The sequence below is a fragment of the Psychrobacter sp. CX90 genome (assembly GCF_057396305.2).
The window spans coordinates 1,191,543-1,209,652 of the sequence record NZ_CM182008.1 but is presented as its reverse complement, the minus strand read 5'-3'; the positions used below and the strand labels follow the sequence as shown (position 1 = coordinate 1,209,652).

The window sequence follows — 18,110 nt, the reverse complement described above, 5'->3', positions numbered from 1 at the left end:
GTATTTAAGACGACTAGATGCGGTGTTGGTTGATAAGCGTTATTTAGTTTTCTTGAAGATTTGACTGTTTAAATACGTCATACTTGATTCAAACCTTACCCGAATTAACATCTTCCTGAGTCGCTTCATGCAAAATTTGCTGGTAAGCATCCCGTAGTTCGTCCTTCTGTGACTCGGCGATATCATGCACCGTCATACAGCGTTCAAACACTTCCATCACATTCAGGTCTTGCAGCGTCTCAGTGCTATTTTCCGACGTTAATACCTTATTATAATTATTCGTGTTCTTTATCTTTAACGCTTTAAATGGTGTATCTTCAAGTAACGCCTGTATTTCCTCATTAAGATTACTCACGATTTCATTACCTTCATAGATAACTTCCAACCATATCACCGCATCTTTCGGTAAGGCATTTATGGACTGCTCAATATGTGTCATATCTCCTTTAATCTGCATTAACCTTTGAAAAGTAGGAATGGGTATAGAGGTAATATGCATCTGCTTATCGTGATCGTGATAAACAAGGGCAGGCGAGTCGGTAACGTCTATATCAAAGCTATCTTTCTCAAAGCTATCTACATTAGCTGGATCAGTTTTAATAGTATTACTCGGGAGTTCTTCAGACGATTTATCTATTTTATCTTGCTCGCTATTACCTTCACTAGTCGCATCATCGATACCCGCAAACAGATCATCTATAAATAGACTGTCTTTATTTTTAAGTTTAGGCTTAACCGATGTTTTTGAGGGTGTTTCAGAAGTAGATATTTCTAACGTAGATGTTTGTAATGTCGGAGTAATAAAGGTTTCATTTGAATTAAATGTTAACCGTTGGCTATCATCTAAACGCTCATCTATTGAGTCGCCAAACCGAATCAATAAAACTTGCTTTTGCTGGCGAGCCTCCCCAAAACCCATCGGAATCGGCGAACCACTATAACGAATGTGCTCACGTCCACCGACACGTTGCGGTACATGCAAATGACCCAGCGCCACATAATCAAAACAGTCTGCAAACATATCAGCCGATATTTTGCCCAATGAGCCAACGTATAAATTGCGTACACCGTCATCATTTGTGGTACGTCCACCAGAGGCAAACAAGTGACCGGTAGCGATAATTGGGATATGACATTGGTATTGTTCAGTAAGCTTATCTTGTTGGGCTTTGGCAATTTCTGCCACGCCATCGTAATGTGCTTTGATACCTTCAATAACCTTGCTGTCTTTATCACTATCAGACTCACCAGCACGGCTACTGCGCACATCACGATCACGCAAATAAGGCACAGCAGTTATGATGCAACAGGGAGAGCCTTCGCTATCAGTGAGGGTCAATACCTCGTCTTCTAAATCCTCACAAGCCGTTCCGACCACATGCACATTTAATGACTTTAATATATTGCTGGGCGCATCAAGAAAGGTAGGGGAGTCGTGATTGCCTGCAACGATGACGATATGTTGACAGGTTGAAAGCGCAACCCGCCCCAAAAACTCATAATACAACGCCTGTGCTCGATTGCTCGGTGTCATGGTGTCGAAAATATCACCCGCGACTATAAGGATATCGACTTGATAGTGGCTAATGGCGTCTTCTAACCATGCTAAAAAAGCCTCAAATTCCTCATAGCGCATCTGACCATATAATCGACGGCCCAGATGCCAATCTGAGGTGTGCAGTATGGTTAAAGGATTGGTTTCGGAAAGAGATTTATCTGAGTTCGCCATAGAGTTTGAGTTCGTCATTGAGGAAGGTACAACGCAATAAGGTTTGAAAAAGCAGTAAATTTAACAGCTAGACTGGTGCCTGAAATATCATACCACAAATAAATTTAAGCAGGCTTCTGAGCAGCTCTAAGAAGTTGCTGCCCTATTTCTTTGACGGCTTTTTAAGAAGCTTGCTAACAGCTTTGAGTAGTTACCTTCTAGGGTGGCGAAGTTGGCTCGTCTATAATAGTCAGCGAACTACTAAACGGTTACGGCGTTAACCTCGTTAAGCCTACTCCAGTAGTACTTGCACTCGGTTGCCTTGTAACCATTTTAGACTTCTTTGACTATAGTGTATGATATGCCTATCCAATTTTTAAGTGAAAGGCAGAACAAGTGTTAGAACCAACCAAACAGTATGTAACTTGGCAAGAAGGCGATACCCAACATAAGGCACTTTGGATATCTCAAAGTAATTACGAGCCGCCAATCCGTATCGTAATAGTCGATGACACAACCACAGCAGGTGAGGCTTATCGCTTAGCCAACGCTGGCACGTCTATGCTGTGGCGAGGCGATTTTCATAATGCTAAGCAATTACTACAAGCCATCCAGCGACGTATAGATCGTGTTGAAGCGCGTAAAAAGAGTAAAGGACCTAACAAATCTGCGAAAGATATAATTGAAGGTGCGACTACAGCTGATTTAAAAGAATTCTCCAACGACTTACCCAGTCTTTTTCATAAAAATCGCCAAGTTCAATCGCAACGGGCTCGATTATTAAGTCGTCTGTTATTACAGCTTGATGAAAACTATATCAGCAAGCTACGTCGTGCGCCTGATGTGAGTGCTGCTTGTACTGCGGCATTTGGCAAGATATCTGAACCATGCATGTTGTCATTCCGTGACTTACAAGGGGCGTTGGGTGCGGCGCAGTGGCGAGAGAAAGGCGTACCAATTAAAGCATTGGGGATATCTATTCATCCGCACTATGGTGTGTTTGCACCTACGCGTCAGGAGTATGTAAAACTACTACTTGATGCACCGTTGCCTGCTGTACATGACGTTGCTTATGACATTGGTACAGGTACCGGTTTATTAGCCATTATTTTGGCTCAGCGAGACGTGAAACAGGTAATTGCGACAGATGTAAACCCTCGTGCACTTGACTGCGCTCAGGATAATTTGAATCGTTTAGAGTTAGCGAACGTGCAATTGCAACAGGCGGATTTATTTCCGACAGATGCGCCATCTGCCAATATAATTGTGTGTAATCCGCCTTGGTTACCCGCTAAGCCAAGCTCGCCGTTAGAGTATGCCGTTTATGATGCCAATAGTACCATGCTACGAGGGTTCTTAATGGGCGCAAAGCAGCATTTAGCGGAGCATGGCGAGATTTGGCTGATTTTGTCAAATTTGGCTGAGCATTTAAACTTGCGTACCCGTGAAGAACTATTAGACTGGTTTGAAGAGGCTGGTTTGACGGTAAAATACCGACTTGACACTGAGCCTACTCATGGTAAAAGCCAAGATATCACGGATCCGTTATTTGAAGCACGTAGTAAAGAATTAACATCGCTGTGGTGTTTAACTTAAATAGTCTAAGTAAAACACTGCAATTGTAGTTGTGCGAGGGACGAGCACCGAGTTGAGTCATTACAGAAAAGCGGAGCTCTGATACGCATATTTCTGAGGCTTTTAGTCTTTCGATACTGAGGCCCTGCTTTTGTTTCTTCTTAGGGTTGTTGCAGTAAGAGGCTTAAACCATATTAAGCGCATGCGCTTGCTGGTCACTATTGGTAATATGGTTACCATACCATGCCAGATCATCATGCAACTTTGCCACTTCGCCAACAATCAACAACGCAGGTGTTGGTAGGGGATTGGCTTGATGTTTAGCAACGATGTCCTGAAGCGTGCCAGTGATGACTTGCTGGGTAGGTCTGGTTGCCTGCGAAATAATGGCAATTGGCGTCTCCTTAGAACGACCCGCCTCAATAAGTCCACTGGTCAAGCGCTCAAGCGAGTGCAGCCCCATATAAAAGACAATGGTCTCATTAGGGTTGGTTAAAGATTCAAAGCCATTATTCGGCTCGCCAGACTTTAAGAAACCAGTGACGAAGCGCACCGATTGTGAATGGTCACGATGGGTAAGGGGTATGCCGGTATAGCAAGCAGCAGCACCAGCAGCAGTAATACCGGGCACTACTTGATAGGGTATGCCGGCTGCACGTAACGCTTGAATCTCCTCACCACCACGCCCAAACACAAAGGGATCACCACCTTTTAGACGCACCACACGTTTGCCTGACTTGGCAGCATTGATCATCAATTGATTAATCCCTTGCTGAGCGACGGCATGGTTACTGCGTTTTTTACCCACAAATACTTTGTGCGCATCTCGGCGGCAAAGGTCTAATACCTCAGCCGATACCAGCGCATCATGATAGACAATATCGGCTTGTTGCATAAGGCGCAACGCCTTAAACGTCAAAAGTTCAGGATCACCGGGGCCAGCACCGACGATATAAACCTCTCCTATATTTTTTTTATTGTTAGACTCTGTATCCGAGGTATTGCTTGCTATCTCATTAGTAGCAGCCTCTAAATTATCTTTTAACGCCTTTTCTGCCTCACTGTCACGTCCAGAAAACATGAGTTCACTAACCTTGCCTTCAAACGCTTTTTCCCAAAACTGACGTCTGCCCGTTAGTGTCGGTATTTTTGATTTGACTTCATCTCGCATATCGCCGGCAAGCTTCGCCAGTCTGCCATAGCCTTGAGGTATTAAAGTTTCCAACCGAGCACGGGTAAGGCGTGCCAGCACAGGCGCTTTACCATTTGATGAAATACCGATAACGATAGGGTTTCTATCGACAATGGCTGGGAATATAAAGTCACACAGTGGCGGTGTATCAACCACGTTAACCGGTATGTTTAAGTCTTTACAATCTGCATGTACTCGGCGGTTTAATCTTTCATCGTCTGTACCCGCGATGACGATTCGTTTACCTTCAATATATTTTTTGTCGTACTGGGCCGTAATCAAGCTGTGTTTTTCATCAGGCAGTAGTTCACGTATCTCTTCACTGATCTCTGGAGCCAATATCGTAATAAGTGCCCCAGCACGAGACAGCAGATCCGCTTTACGCTGAGCCACTTCGCCACCACCGACAATTAATACCGGTTGATTTGTTAATTTAAAAAATAAAGGAAAGGTATCCATAATCCAAAAACTTACACTGAAAATATGTTGCCATTATGTCGTAAGAAGCGTTAACAAACATCTTAGAAGTTGATATTACTTAATTCGTATTTTTCATAACAGAGTCTGGTTTTCTATTCTTTAGGAGTTTTTAAAATTTGGTTTTATCTATGTTAAATAGCAGCATATATAAAACCGATGACTTGAATGCTATTAAGCATTAGTGGGATAAGATGAAAGATAACAAACAAAAAAAACACCGCTTACATCGAAGCGGTATTTTTATTAGCCAAATCATCATCTCTTATAAATAAATCTATTATTAAAAGCTAAAGTTACAGCTGAGTATGCAATCCACACTCGCGGTTTTCCTCAACCTTAGTGGGATCGAAGTAATCAAACTCATTGGGTAAGTCATTTTCTTCTAAGTAAGCATCTAAATCGTTGTCAGTTTTGTAGAACAACGGCGCTACTTTTAACACGCCATCTTTTGATTGGCTGAGTACGTCTAAACCCTGACGGAACTCAGTCTGATCCTTGCGAATAGCATTAAACCAAACGTCAGGTTTTAATTCACTAAGGGCACGTTTGAATGGCTCAAGTTTTACTTGCTCAGTAAACTCAGCATGTAGGGGGTTGTTAACACTTGGAATACCATTAAACGTCGCATCACGATGAGCGCTGGTTTGCTTAGGAATATATGTCACGACATTAAGATTTAAGTCTTTAATCAGCTTATTAGCAAACTTATAAGTCGCATCAGTATTATAACCCGAGTCTACCCATAATACAGTGATGTCAGGCTTTTGCTTGGCCACTAAATGCAAAATTGCAGACTCATAAGGACGGAAATTGGTGGTAATAATCGGGTTTTCAGCTTTTGCTAACGCCCATTCTACGATTTGCTCTGGTGTCTTGCCGTTTAATTCTTTGTTAGCTTGGTCAATATTGATATCGATGCTCATAAAATGTCCTTAAGCGAAAAAATGTAAAATAGTTAATCAGTGAAATAGTTAATCAGTAAAACTCTAAAATAATCATTAAAAATTTATCTAAACATGGGTAACTGACTGGCTACGCTACCATCGTATGAGGAGGGTAGAGCACTAAATAGGAAGGGAATATCTTCTGTCATATTCTCATCAGGAATGACGAAACTATCTACACCCGCACGTTTTAAGTAAGCAATTTGATCAAGACCAAACTCGCCAGCGATGCGAATTTCGCCTTTAAACCCCTGTTGACGTAGATGACGTGCTTGACTAAAGCTACGTCCATCAACAAAAGCTGGCTGAAATAAGACGATTAGGTCAAGGTTATGTAATAGTGGACGGTCAGCATCTTTACTGGCTTTAAGTAAATCATCTAATTGGTCAGTACTCACATTGGTATCTGCCCAAAGTCCCATACGGCTTGAGCGCCCTGCAATGAGATCTAACAGCTCCTTTAATAATCCTTTAGGAGCGCCTATAGTAGTGGCTTTTGTATCTGCCTTAGGAGCGATGACTTCAATTAATGGCAAGATCACATCTAAGCGCTCGTCTTTGTGCAGTAGTTCACTCAGCTGAATGCTTTTAATGGATACAGATTCAGGAAGCTCAGCCGTATTAATTGCATACCAACTATCATCATTTGTCATGTTAATGGCTTCATCATTTAAGATATGATAACTACCCATATACTGCCTCCTTGAATGGTTCGATACCCACACGTTGCACGAAGTCAGCAAAGGGTTCGGGGCTATCGCCCTCAACGTGGCGCTGATTAGTATATACGTTTAAAATCTTCTCTAGGGTTGGCGCTACCTCCTCAGTGGCAACAGAGCGCCCTAAGATATTACCAAGACGAGTGTCTTCTTTTGAGCTACCACCCAAGCTGATCTGATACCAATGCTCGCCTTTTTTATCAACACCTAAGATACCGATATCTCCAACATGGTGGTGAGCACAAGCGTTCATACAACCAGACATATTCAGCTGGATATCTCCCAAGTCATATAAGTAGTCTAAATTATCAAAGTACTTCTCAATTTGCTCAGCGATGTTATAAGTAGTGGCATTGGCCAGCGCACATAAATCAAATCCTGGGCATACAATCATATCAGTAAGTGTACCGATATTAGCCCGTGCTAAGTCAAGCTCCGTTAGAGCTTGCCATAACGTATAAAGATCAGTCTCTTTAACATCTGCAAAGACTAAGTTTTGCTGATGCGTAGCACGGATCTCAGCAAAGCTGTACTCATCTGCTAGGTCAGCTAAGCGATCAAGTTGATGATCGGTAATATCTCCAGCAGGTACATATTTACCATTAACGAGACCTGATTTTAAAGACACGATGACAGCACGATAGCCAGCAACTTTGTGTGCTACTGTATTTCGTGAATACCAGTCTGAAAAGGCCTTTTCTTCAAAGTGTTTGTTGAGCTCGGTTTTGCTGGCCAGTTCATCGATGTTTTCGTAATCGAATTCTGGAAAGTAGCTTTTAGCGGTTGCAAAGTTATCTTCTGTTAAGGTAAGTGGTCCATCTTTAGTGAACGTTTCCCATTCTTTTTCAACCAGCTTACCAAACTCTCTAGCACCCATACTCTCTACTAAAATTTTGATACGGGCTTTATATTTGTTGTCACGTCGGCCGTGTAGGTTATAGACGCGTAATATGGCATCTAAATAGCTCAATAAATGTTTCCGCGGTAAGAATTCACGTATGGTTTTACCGATAATAGGGGTACGACCTAATCCACCACCGACGATTACCTCAAAGCCAATCTCGCCTTGTTCATTTTTAATAATATGTAAGCCGATATCATGAACCTGAGTGGCTGCTCGGTCTTCTGATGTACCGATAACAGCAATTTTGAATTTACGTGGCAAAAATGCAAACTCAGGATGAAAGGTTGACCACTGACGAATAATCTCACAATAGGGGCGTGGATCTTCAATCTCATTGGCGTTAACGCCCGCATAAGGATCAGTGGTAGTATTACGGATACAGTTTCCTGACGTCTGAATGGCGTGCATCTGCACCGAGGCCAACTCAGCAAGGATATCCGGTACTTCTTCAAGCTTAGGCCAGTTTAATTGTAAGTTAGTGCGGGTAGTGAAGTGACCATAGCCTCTGTCATAACGGCGTGTAATATCTGCTAGCTTGCGTAATTGATAGCTTGCCAATAGACCATAAGGCACGGCAATACGTAACATAGGCGCATGACGTTGAATATAAAGACCGTTTTGTAAGCGCAATGGTAAATATTGCTCCTCGGGTAACTCCCCAGCTAGGTAACGACGGGTTTGATCGCGAAACTGCTCAACCCGTTCATCGACCATGGCTTGGTCCGCATGAGTGTACTTATACATAATTATTATGCCTTTAGATAAATAAAAATCATGGCACTATACTACCTAGGCATTGTCCAATCCATAAATTCATAATAGTCATATCTATATCCAAACACAGCATAGATAAGAATAAGCAAAGTTGGTTAGTCTAGTGCAATCAAACTTTTAAAAGAGTTTAGATCATTGATTTAAGCTTATTTTTGCACTCTATAAACACTGGATGATGTTATGACTGAACAAAAAATAGTAAAACGCTTAGGTAAAACGAGCATCGTACCCCCGCATGGAAGTTCTGAGCTAAAGCCTTTATTGCTAGAAGGAGAAGCACTGAGCAAAGCGCTTGAAGCGGCCAAATCATTACCACAAATTACCTTAAGCTCAAGAGAGCGTGGCGACTTAATCATGCTAGGTATCGGCGGCTTTACTCCGCTAGACGGCTTTATGAATCAAGCAGACTGGCAGGGTGTGGTCGATGAGATGACCTTAAAGTCGGGCGATCACAAAGGATTGTTTTGGCCAATTCCCATTACTTTGTCGACCAGTAAAGAGCAAGCCGCAACCTTAGCTGCTGGCGATGAAGTTGCTTTAGTAGCTGCTGATGGCGAAATCATGGGCGTCATTACGGTTGAAGAGACTTACGAGATTGACAAAGATTATGAATGTCAGCAAGTATTTACCACTACTGATCCGGCGCATCCAGGTGTTAAGCAAGTACTTGAGCAAGGGGAGGTCAATGTCGCAGGGGTTGTTAAAGTATTTAGCGAAGGCGAATTCCCAACCCTATATCCTGAAATCTACAAAACCCCTGCCGAAACCCGTGCTTTATTTGAAGAAAAGAACTGGCAAACCGTGGCTGCCTTCCAAACCCGTAACCCAATGCACCGCTCACATGAATATTTGGCAAAAATTGCTATCGAGATTTGTGATGGGGTAATGATTCACTCTTTACTAGGTGCTTTAAAGCCGGGCGATATTCCTGCGGAAGTGCGTCAAGAAGCCATTAAGACATTAATTGATAATTACTTTAAAAAAGATACGGTCATTCAAGCAGGCTACCCTTTAGATATGCGTTATGCAGGCCCTCGCGAAGCTCTATTGCATGCGCTCTTCCGTCAAAACTATGGTTGTAGCCATTTGATTGTTGGTCGTGATCATGCCGGTGTGGGCGATTACTACGGCCCCTTTGATGCGCAAGCCATCTTTGATACTATCGATAAAGATGCGCTGGAGACCAAGCCGCTCAAGATTGATTGGACCTTCTGGTGCAATGCGTGTCAAGCAATGGCCTCGACCAAAACATGCCCGCATGATGCTGAGCACCATGTAAAAGTATCGGGAACCAAGCTACGTAAGGCTTTATCAGAAGATGCTCCAGTGCCAGAGAATTTCAGTCGTCCAGAAGTGTTAGCAATCTTACGCGAATACTATGCGGGCATTGCCAAAGAAGACCGTGCTGAGATTAAGCTAACAGGTGCTTCAGCAGTTTAAATATCGTTAAAATCAATTTGACAAATTTTAAGCGGTCAGTCGCTACATTCTAAAAAGCACCAAGTAACTTTAAAATACTTGGTGCTCTTTTTTGCTTTTTTGCTACTGAAATGGTTTTGATTAAGTTGATCATTTGCCATTTAACAATGGTCAGATTTTATAGGCAAACTAGACAATCATTAATACTATAACCATAAGTGCAACTATTTAACCAATAAAACATCACGTTTGCCTAAAGGCTTCACGGGGCGGTTATTCCCTTCATACAGTGTAGATAAGTCTACTAACTGGGTTGCAGTGATGGACTTTGGGTTTTGCATCACATACCACTGTACTTTTTCTGAGCAAGGAGGTGTTGTTAAAGATCCTTGATAGTGATAAAAGCCAGTCGCTGTTGGTAGAATTTCACTAATGTTAATATTTTTTACTAAAACCGGTTGACCTGTTTTTGCAGTAGCCTTACTACTATCAACCAAACGTTTAAAGTTTGTATCATTAGATGTATCGGTTGCATTCGGGTTTAGCATAACCCCAATCACAGCTAAATGACCTTTAGCATTTGCATGTACAAAATGAATTTCAGCGGGATAGTTTACCCCAGATATTTGATGTTCACTTGGGGTATGATAATGAAATTGTTTTAAGGTATATAACTCGCCTTTAATAGTCGTTGTATTTTTATCATCTTGTGGTGTATAAACGACAGTATGGCCATTACTGATAACTTCTATATTTGACGTTGAAAAGTTTGATTTAGGGGCAGCGTCAGAGCTTTTTAATACAGTTTCAATATTAATGGGAGACTGTTCTTCGCCAATCTTACAGGTTTCATTTCCTTTGATATCACCCCAAAATTCTGGACCATTGTCTCCAAGGTAACTCCAGATAGAAACATGATTATCCGCATGTTTATTGATAACATTCTGCGTGTTTGGATGAGTATTTGAATGAGTGTTATTTACTGAGGATGAACAGCCAATAAGGCCAATGGTAAAAAGAGTAATGGTCAGGGTGTTTAGGGTTAGATTTTTAATAACTTTTCTCCTTGAGACTAGGGGTAAGTTTAAAGCTTAAACATTAATGAATATAACTACTTCATGATAAACCTACTGATACTTTTAATATTTAACTGACGACTGAAAATATAAATCCAATCAACAGTTAAATGGTTATAAACCTTTAATGCCTTAGACTAAATTAGACTAAAGACGAATATTAATATATCAGTTACACCGTATTAGCACAAAACAATCGCTCATTTTTTTCTAACAGTCTTACCTTCTGCCAGTTTAAAATGTTATGACCACAATGGCTATCTTATTAACCAGAGCCTCATTTTATTTTTCTATTTTAACTTTTAAGTAGAGCCATTCATATTCCATTTCTTCAATACGATAGCCTAACTCATCACTAAACATAAGTCATAACCCCTGTTAGCATAACCAGCATCAAAAAATATACTTCTGCCAACAAAGGACACAGAAAAATGGCAATTACATTTAATTTCAGCCAAGGCACCCTCACAAAGACCGCTAAGCTCGCTTCAATTAGCACAGTAGCAGCATTAGCGCTGGGTCTATCCGCCTGTAGCAATCAAAGTAAAGATGAGACAGCGGATAGCAATGCTGATAGTACTAAAGCAACCTCGGAAGAAGCAAAAGATATAGAGCTACTTAACGTCTCTTATGACGTAGCACGTGACTTTTATAAAGACTACAACCCTATGTTTGTTGAGCATTATAAAGCTGAACACCCTAATGTTAATATTAAAATCAAACAGTCCCACGGTGGATCAAGCAAACAAGCTCTTTCAGTTGCTAATGGCTTACAAGCTGATGTGGCAACCATGAATCAAGGCTCTGATATTGAGTTATTGCAAAAAAGAGGCCTAGTAGCTGACGACTGGACGGATGCTTTCCCAGATTACTCGGTTCCTTTTACCAGTACCATCGTGTTCTTAGTTCGTAAAGACAATCCCAAAAACATTAAAGGTTGGGAGGATTTAACTCAGCCAGGTGTAGAAATCGTCATGGCTAATCCGAAAGTGACCGGTAATGGCCGATATGCCTTTTTAGGGGCTTATGGTTATGGATTACATACTTTTAATAATAATGAAGATAAAACCAAAGGTTTTGTGAAAGACTTACTGAAAAATGTAAAAGTGTATGAAAATGGTGGGCGTGCAGCGACCACTACGTTTGTTCAACGTAATATTGGCGATGTGCTAATTACCTTTGAAAATGAGTCAAATTTAGCGGCGACAAAGTTTGGTAAAGGTCAAGTTGATATTGTTTATCCCGATTATTCGATTAAATCAGAAAGTCCAGTAGCCGTTGTTAAGACCGTTACTGACAAGAAAGGCACTACCGAAGCTGCCACAGAGTATTTAAACTACTTATGGAGCGATGCGGCTCAGCAATTGGCAGCTGATTTGTACTTACGCCCCAGTGTGCAGTCTGTACTTGAGGCCAATAGTGACAAGCTACCACCAGTAGATACTTTCCGTCCGAATGATGTTTTTGGATCATGGGATGAGATTATGGACAACTTCTTTAGTGAAGGTGGCGTCTTTGACCAATTGGCGATCAATGCACCGAACTAAACCATCTTTTAATAAAAAGCTCGTTATAAAACGATGGTTACAACATCCGGTTTTTATATGGTTTTAGCAAGACGTTTGGTTAATAATTATCTAACTTGACTAATAATAGGGCGTTTTCAGTAACGCTCTAAATTATTTCAAACCTTTAATTGGCCAATCAATCTAGTTTTAAGGGCCGGCTATTAACACAGTCTATTTATTCAACAAATGCAGTTGGGAATAAGCGTTTATCTAATTGATAACGCTGCTTTGACCCACTGCATTTTTTGTTGGGTAAAAGCTTATTACACCATAAAGTACAATTGTTCCACTCAGTAGGTAGTAGGTAGTAGGTAGTAGGTAGTAGGCAGTAGGCCATTAAAAGTGACATAAAAATTTCAATAAACATGTCAAGGATAAAAGGATTAATAGCGTTTGAATATTTAATCTATTAAGTCATTTAAAAAGGGTATGCCAGAATCTAAGTATATTCCTTTTATTCACTACGATAGCCTTATTCATCATTAAACTTAATAACCGAGCCCTGTTAGCATGAGCACTACCTAAAAAGTAGCCATTTTAAAAGTAGCTATTTTAAAAGTAGCGGTATTTAAAGAAGCAATCTGAAAATCTAAGCAGTGAGACGGTAATGAATCAACCAGCCCCATCGACAGTGATAGCAGAACCTAAGCGCTCTTGGCTAACAAGATTGCGTCAGCGTAATGTATTGCCAGGCTTTGGCTTATCACTGGGTATTACTGTCTTAAGCTTATCGCTTTTAGTTATATTACCTTTTGCAATGATGGCATATACCACCACCCAAATGGGCTGGAGCGGATTTATTGGAGCAATTAGTCAGCCACAAGTGAAAGCAGCAATTATCTTGTCGTTAAAGATGTCGTTTTATGCCATGTTGACCAATATGGTGTTTGGCACATTAGTGGCTTGGGTATTGGTACGTTATGAATTTTTTGGCAAATCTTTAATTAATGCTTTAGTCGATTTACCTTTTGCCTTACCCACGGCAGTCACAGGTATTTCACTGGCCACTTTATATGCGCCCAATGGGCTTATTGGTCAGTTTTTTGACAAAGTAGGCATTCAAGTGGCATTTACGCCAATTGGTATTTGGTTGGCCTTAGTGGTGGTTAGCTTCCCATTTATTGTTCGCGCTGTACAGCCCGTATTAGAAGAGTTGTCGGTTGAATTCGAAGAAGCAGCAGCCGTATTGGGTGCCAATCGCTTGACCACCTTTCGTACTATCATATTGCCAGAGCTATTTCCAGCGCTGTTAATGGGTGCTGGCATGATGTTTGCTCGTGCCACTGGCGAGTATGGGTCTGTCATCTTTATTGCTGGCAATATTCCGATGCAATCTGAGATTTTGCCGTTAATCATCATTAGTAAACTTGAGCAATTCGATATTGAAGGCGCTTCGGCTGTTGCTTTATTTATGTTGCTTATCTCTTTTGTTATCTTACTGGCGATTAACTTATTACAGTGGCATTTGTCTCGTCGAGTTGGTGCGAAATAAACGCTGTCATAAAAACTATCTGAAGGCACTGTTAACGCCAAACTTATGGCAACCTCTATAGTAGTAAAAGTATTTCAAGTACGTACAGGTGCAGTTATTAAATTTAGCTAAACTAAAGCATATTGGGATAATCTAGGAAAGCGTTATGCAAATTTCAAATGGCTACAATTATCAAGACAATGCCGCTACTAAGGATGCACAATGGGTGCGTGCCTTATTTATCGGTGTTGCTTCGATATTCATGATAGTCATGTTGGTTATCCCGTTATTGGCTGTGTTTTACGAAGCTTTTAAAGGAGGCTGGGAGCTGTACCTTGCGGCATTGGTTGATCCTGAGGCCATTTCCGCTATTAAATTGACCTTAATTACAGCGGCGATAGTGCTACCCATTAATATTGTTCTGGGTATTGCCATCGCATGGCTGGTTACCCGTTATCAGTTTAAAGGTAAGCAGTTGGTAACCACATTACTGGATTTACCATTTTCAGTATCGCCAGTGGTAGCCGGCTTAATGTTTGTCATGCTTTTTGGTCTCAACTCAACCATGGGTGGTTGGTTAGAATCAATGGGGATACAAGTGATATTTGCGGTACCGGGTATTGTTTTGGCTACTTTATTTGTTACCTTTCCCTTTATCGCTCGAGAGCTTATACCTCTGATGCAGTCTCAAGGCGATAGCGAAGAGCAGGCGGCATTGACTCTGGGTGCTTCAGGTTGGCAAGTATTTTGGCATATTACTTTACCGAATATTAAATGGGCACTGTTATACGGTATTATTTTGACTAATGCGCGTGCGATGGGGGAGTTTGGTGCAGTTAGTGTGGTATCCGGCCATATTCGCGGCGAAACCAATACCATGCCATTGTTGGTGGAAATTGCCTATAACGAGTATAACTTTACGGCTGCATTTGCGTTATCGAGCTTACTGGCTGCTTTGGCATTACTGACGTTAATTGTGCAACAAGTGATGTCAAAATTACAGACTCGTAAATACGCTAAGGGTAATGACCGTGAAGCGATTACTGCACCTGCTTTGGTCATACCCAAAGGTCATGATGCTGATAAACCCCGATAAACCAGAGAGGTCTACTAATATTGATAGTATAGCTCATACGGCTTCTAATACCGCAATAAATACTGACCAGACACAGTCAACTAAGACAAACAAAGATCACGTCAAGTAAAAGATTAAGCCACACAAATGAGTAAGGCGAATAAAGGTATAAACCTATCGTCTGTCCATTTGTCCATTGTCTTTAGATGGCTTTCATTAAAAGTGCAGTTACCATAAGTGCAATGAATGCAACTTAACAAAGAGTGTAAAGATGAGCATAGATATTCATAACATTCACAAAAGCTTTGGCAATTTTGTCGCACTGCAAGATATTTCTTTAAGTGTGCCGACGGGTAAGTTAACCACACTTCTGGGGCCCTCTGGTTGTGGTAAGACCACCTTATTACGTATTATTGCAGGACTTGAGTATGCGGACAGTGGCCGCATCTTGTTTGATGGGGTAGATGTCACAGATACCCCTGTACAAAAGCGCCATATTGGCTTTATGTTTCAGCACTATGCCTTGTTCCGTCATAAAACCATTAGTGAGAATGTTGCCTTTGGGTTGAAGCTGTTGCCAAAAGATGAGCGACCCAGCAATAGCGATATCAAAAAAAGAGTGAACCAATTACTTGATTTAGTACAATTACCCACTTTAGCTAATGCCTACCCCCACCAGTTATCTGGTGGTCAGCGTCAGCGTATTGCATTGGCCCGTGCTTTGGCAGTTAAGCCTAAGCTTTTGCTATTAGATGAGCCGTTTGGCGCACTTGACGCCAAAGTGCGCAAAGAATTACGAACGTGGTTAAAAACAATTCATCACGAGTTAGGTGTGACCAGTATCATGGTAACCCATGACCAAGAGGAAGCGCGAGATGTATCAGACGAGATTGTGGTAATGAATCATGGATCAATAGAGCAGATTGGCACCCCAGAGACGCTCATTGCCCATCCTGCGAGTGACTTTGTGGCAGACTTTTTAGATTTGGTATAGTAGGCTTTACTAGAGCTAGAGTTAGAGTTAGAGTTAGAGTTAACTACGATTTTTAAACTACTAAGACTGGTTAATGGCTATCTTTTTATCTTCTCAGAAAAACAAAAAACACCTGACAATATGTCAGGTGTTTTTTATGTTATATATAAGGTCTTGTGTGCTCTACAAATGATATAAGTTCGTTTTCTTTGTTGCCACATCAGCGTTAAGTATCACGAACTGTTAATCAAGCCTTATGGGTCAAGCAAAGTACCATCCGCTGTAATAACCGTCTTGTGTGAATATTCGCTACGGTCAGGGCGTTTGATAGTGCCGACTTTATTCACATAATCAATGAAAGATTGGGTATAAAGAAGTTTGGTATCCTCCACCTTGCTCTTATCCGCAAATATTGGTCCAAGGGTTAAGTATCCATCGCGACCTTCGGCGATATAATCATTGGTAACCATGATGTAGGTTTTATTCAAATCAAGATTAGACCATTGCCCCGTTTTACGATCACGTGTCTCAACATTACGCACACGTTTGCCTTTTTCCTGAGTGAGATCTAAATCCCAACGTAGGCCATCAGCATAAGGATGAGAGCCAGATGAGCCCCCCATCTCTAAGTGGTTAGAGATAGCATCTTCTAAAGTATCAATGACTTGTTGACCGGTTATTTCCAGATTAACCAGTGTATTACCAAATGGGAGTAGGGTATAGGCATCGTTATAGGTCAAATCGCCCGCTGGTATTGTGGTGCGCACACCGCCCGCATTTTGTAGAGCAAAGTCAGCACGTAAAGCACCATCTAAAAATGCCTTGGCCACCACTTGGGCAATGTCACTACCACGTGCGCTAGTAGCTGTTTTTTCACATCCAGCAATGTCAGCAGAGCGTGTGGTGCCAGGCACACGAACAAGACAAAGTGCATCATCGGAATGACCAAGCTTTTTAGATAAATTATCATCTAATGCGTTGGTGTAAGTGGCGAGTACACCTGCTGCCTGTGTGTTTTCGCTATAGGGCAAGATAAGGTCTTTACTTAACAAGTCGGCCTTACCTGCTAATAACTTAGTCAGTAGGGTTTGATTGCTTTGCGCATCTAAAGGCTCAAAATCTGACTTAGCTTCGTTGTATTTTTCAAAAGTTTCAGCGACTGGAATAATGGCCGAGCCTTGGCAGTGAGTCACTTTACCTTTATCATCAAAGCCAACATCCATCAAACCTACAGCCTTGGTGTATTCCCAAGCTTGACCAATACATACCGTATCGCCATCTTTATTGGTTATCACTGTTGGATACTCGCCTTGAGCACCAAAATTATCATCTGGAGATGCGCCGTAGCGTGTGAAATCGCCCAGTAATGTGTGCGAATCACCACCAATAATAATGTCAACACCGGACAATTCAGCAGCTAATTTTTTGTCATTTTCATAGGTGTAATGCGTTAATAAAACAATGTGCTCGATACCTTTGTTTTTAAGCTCAGTGATATAGTTTTGTGCGGTTGTTTTTTCATCTAAAAACTCAGTTGAGGTTAGCGGGCGTGATGAGTTTTTAGTTTTACTGGCAATATCTATCCCGATAATACCAATCTGTACACCGTCTTTAGTGGTTTTGATGGTATAAGGTTTAATATAATCATCTACATTGCTGACGGCTAATGGTGTACCTAAGGCTGGTTTCACATTTGCGCCCAACACAGGGGTTTTACAGTTGGTAGTATTGCCTTCAGTACCATTTAGCCTGTCTAAAAAGGTCTTTAATCCTGCATCACTTTCATCAAATTCATGGTTCCCAAGACTAAATGCATCAAAACAAATGGTATTCATCATGTCAGCATCTGCATCGCCTTTATAAAAACTAAAGTAACGCGTGCCTGTAACCGCATCACCTGCATGCAGCTTCAAAAAGTTACCATTTGCATAGGTATCTTCTAATGCGTCAAATACGGTTTTGACACGAGCAAACCCACCTCTATCAGCACGGTAAGTGATGCCATCAATCAAAAAGCTTTGTTTGCCTTCAGGTTCCAAATGAGAATGGTGGTCATTAATATGAGCAATGGTTAAGTTTATGGGCTCAAAGGTAGAGTCAACTTTAGTATCGGATTCGTTATCATCATCACATCCGCTTAGCAGTCCAATTGACATGAACAGAAGCGCTGAACAGAAGCTCGTTCTTTTAAATAAAAAAGGGGTTTTTTTGAGGTTGAGATTACTCATCTAT

The 18,110-nt window shown here is 41.3% G+C and carries 13 protein-coding genes; 6 read left to right on the top strand and 7 right to left on the bottom strand.

Annotated elements, in window-relative coordinates; all coding sequences use genetic code 11:
- Positions 1–88: 88 nt before the first annotated feature.
- Positions 89–1,729: an exonuclease SbcCD subunit D C-terminal domain-containing protein gene (locus tag AC2SLN_RS04755; RefSeq protein WP_486548424.1), complete on the bottom strand. Its 1,641-nt coding sequence runs from the start codon at positions 1,727–1,729 to the stop codon at positions 89–91.
- 375 nt (positions 1,730–2,104) lie between these two features.
- Here AC2SLN_RS04755 and AC2SLN_RS04750 point away from each other — a divergent pair, with 375 nt between their 5' ends.
- The gene (locus tag AC2SLN_RS04750) at positions 2,105–3,304 is read left to right on the top strand and encodes a methyltransferase (RefSeq protein ID WP_486548423.1); all 1,200 of its coding nucleotides are present in this window, start codon (positions 2,105–2,107) and stop codon (positions 3,302–3,304) included.
- 163 nt (positions 3,305–3,467) lie between these two features.
- Here AC2SLN_RS04750 and cysG read toward each other — a convergent pair whose 3' ends face one another.
- The 4 genes from cysG to AC2SLN_RS04730 form a co-directional block, all read right to left on the bottom strand.
- Positions 3,468–4,934 carry a siroheme synthase CysG gene (gene cysG / locus AC2SLN_RS04745; protein ID WP_486548422.1) on the bottom strand — a complete coding sequence of 489 codons (1,467 nt, stop codon included), beginning with the start codon at positions 4,932–4,934 and terminating at the stop codon, positions 3,468–3,470.
- A gap of 314 nt (positions 4,935–5,248) precedes the next feature.
- Positions 5,249–5,878 carry a phosphoadenosine phosphosulfate reductase domain-containing protein gene (locus tag AC2SLN_RS04740; RefSeq protein WP_486530862.1) on the bottom strand — a complete coding sequence of 210 codons (630 nt, stop codon included), beginning with the start codon at positions 5,876–5,878 and terminating at the stop codon, positions 5,249–5,251.
- A gap of 83 nt (positions 5,879–5,961) precedes the next feature.
- Positions 5,962–6,591, bottom strand: coding sequence for a DUF934 domain-containing protein (locus tag AC2SLN_RS04735; RefSeq protein ID WP_486548421.1), 630 nt, complete (start codon positions 6,589–6,591; stop codon positions 5,962–5,964).
- Positions 6,584–8,266 carry a nitrite/sulfite reductase gene (locus AC2SLN_RS04730; RefSeq protein ID WP_486548420.1) on the bottom strand — a complete coding sequence of 561 codons (1,683 nt, stop codon included), beginning with the start codon at positions 8,264–8,266 and terminating at the stop codon, positions 6,584–6,586. The genes AC2SLN_RS04735 and AC2SLN_RS04730 overlap by 8 nt, the downstream gene beginning before the upstream one ends.
- Positions 8,267–8,476: 210 nt before the next feature.
- Between AC2SLN_RS04730 and sat the strand changes: the two genes are divergently transcribed.
- The gene (gene sat / locus AC2SLN_RS04725; protein WP_486548419.1) at positions 8,477–9,736 is read left to right on the top strand and encodes a sulfate adenylyltransferase; all 1,260 of its coding nucleotides are present in this window, start codon (positions 8,477–8,479) and stop codon (positions 9,734–9,736) included.
- A gap of 203 nt (positions 9,737–9,939) precedes the next feature.
- Here sat and AC2SLN_RS04720 read toward each other — a convergent pair whose 3' ends face one another.
- Complete coding sequence (locus tag AC2SLN_RS04720) at positions 9,940–10,623, bottom strand: carbonic anhydrase (RefSeq protein ID WP_486548570.1); 684 nt, start codon at positions 10,621–10,623, stop codon at positions 9,940–9,942.
- Positions 10,624–11,222: 599 nt separating this feature from the next.
- On the opposite strand from AC2SLN_RS04720, the gene AC2SLN_RS04715 reads away from it, so the two are divergent.
- The 4 genes from AC2SLN_RS04715 (at position 11,223) to AC2SLN_RS04700 (ending at position 15,899) form a co-directional block, all read left to right on the top strand.
- The gene (locus AC2SLN_RS04715; protein ID WP_486548418.1) at positions 11,223–12,338 is read left to right on the top strand and encodes a sulfate ABC transporter substrate-binding protein; all 1,116 of its coding nucleotides are present in this window, start codon (positions 11,223–11,225) and stop codon (positions 12,336–12,338) included.
- A 628-nt stretch (positions 12,339–12,966) separates the two neighbouring features.
- Positions 12,967–13,851: a sulfate ABC transporter permease subunit CysT gene (gene cysT, locus AC2SLN_RS04710; protein ID WP_486530856.1), complete on the top strand. Its 885-nt coding sequence runs from the start codon at positions 12,967–12,969 to the stop codon at positions 13,849–13,851.
- A 145-nt stretch (positions 13,852–13,996) separates the two neighbouring features.
- A complete protein-coding gene (cysW, locus tag AC2SLN_RS04705) occupies positions 13,997–14,926 on the top strand; it encodes a sulfate ABC transporter permease subunit CysW (protein WP_486548417.1) in 930 nt (309 codons plus the stop codon).
- A 250-nt stretch (positions 14,927–15,176) separates the two neighbouring features.
- Complete coding sequence (locus tag AC2SLN_RS04700) at positions 15,177–15,899, top strand: sulfate/molybdate ABC transporter ATP-binding protein (RefSeq protein ID WP_486548416.1); 723 nt, start codon at positions 15,177–15,179, stop codon at positions 15,897–15,899.
- A gap of 233 nt (positions 15,900–16,132) precedes the next feature.
- Here AC2SLN_RS04700 and AC2SLN_RS04695 read toward each other — a convergent pair whose 3' ends face one another.
- Positions 16,133–18,106: a bifunctional metallophosphatase/5'-nucleotidase gene (locus AC2SLN_RS04695; protein WP_486548415.1), complete on the bottom strand. Its 1,974-nt coding sequence runs from the start codon at positions 18,104–18,106 to the stop codon at positions 16,133–16,135.
- Between the last annotated feature and the right edge of the window lie 4 nt (positions 18,107–18,110).

What these genes read in the sequence shown, in the direction of transcription:
- AC2SLN_RS04740 (WP_486530862.1), bottom strand. Translation starts at nt 5,878, where the DNA reads ATGAGCATCGATATCAATATTGACCAAGCTAACAAAGAATTAAACGGC.
- cysW (WP_486548417.1), top strand. Translation starts at nt 13,997, where the DNA reads ATGCAAATTTCAAATGGCTACAATTATCAAGACAATGCCGCTACTAAG.
- AC2SLN_RS04700 (WP_486548416.1), top strand. Translation starts at nt 15,177, where the DNA reads ATGAGCATAGATATTCATAACATTCACAAAAGCTTTGGCAATTTTGTC.
- AC2SLN_RS04755 (WP_486548424.1), bottom strand. Translation starts at nt 1,729, where the DNA reads ATGGCGAACTCAGATAAATCTCTTTCCGAAACCAATCCTTTAACCATA.
- AC2SLN_RS04715 (WP_486548418.1), top strand. Translation starts at nt 11,223, where the DNA reads ATGGCAATTACATTTAATTTCAGCCAAGGCACCCTCACAAAGACCGCT.
- AC2SLN_RS04695 (WP_486548415.1), bottom strand. Translation starts at nt 18,106, where the DNA reads ATGAGTAATCTCAACCTCAAAAAAACCCCTTTTTTATTTAAAAGAACG.
- AC2SLN_RS04730 (WP_486548420.1), bottom strand. Translation starts at nt 8,266, where the DNA reads ATGTATAAGTACACTCATGCGGACCAAGCCATGGTCGATGAACGGGTT.
- AC2SLN_RS04735 (WP_486548421.1), bottom strand. Translation starts at nt 6,591, where the DNA reads ATGGGTAGTTATCATATCTTAAATGATGAAGCCATTAACATGACAAAT.
- cysG (WP_486548422.1), bottom strand. Translation starts at nt 4,934, where the DNA reads ATGGATACCTTTCCTTTATTTTTTAAATTAACAAATCAACCGGTATTA.
- cysT (WP_486530856.1), top strand. Translation starts at nt 12,967, where the DNA reads ATGAATCAACCAGCCCCATCGACAGTGATAGCAGAACCTAAGCGCTCT.
- sat (WP_486548419.1), top strand. Translation starts at nt 8,477, where the DNA reads ATGACTGAACAAAAAATAGTAAAACGCTTAGGTAAAACGAGCATCGTA.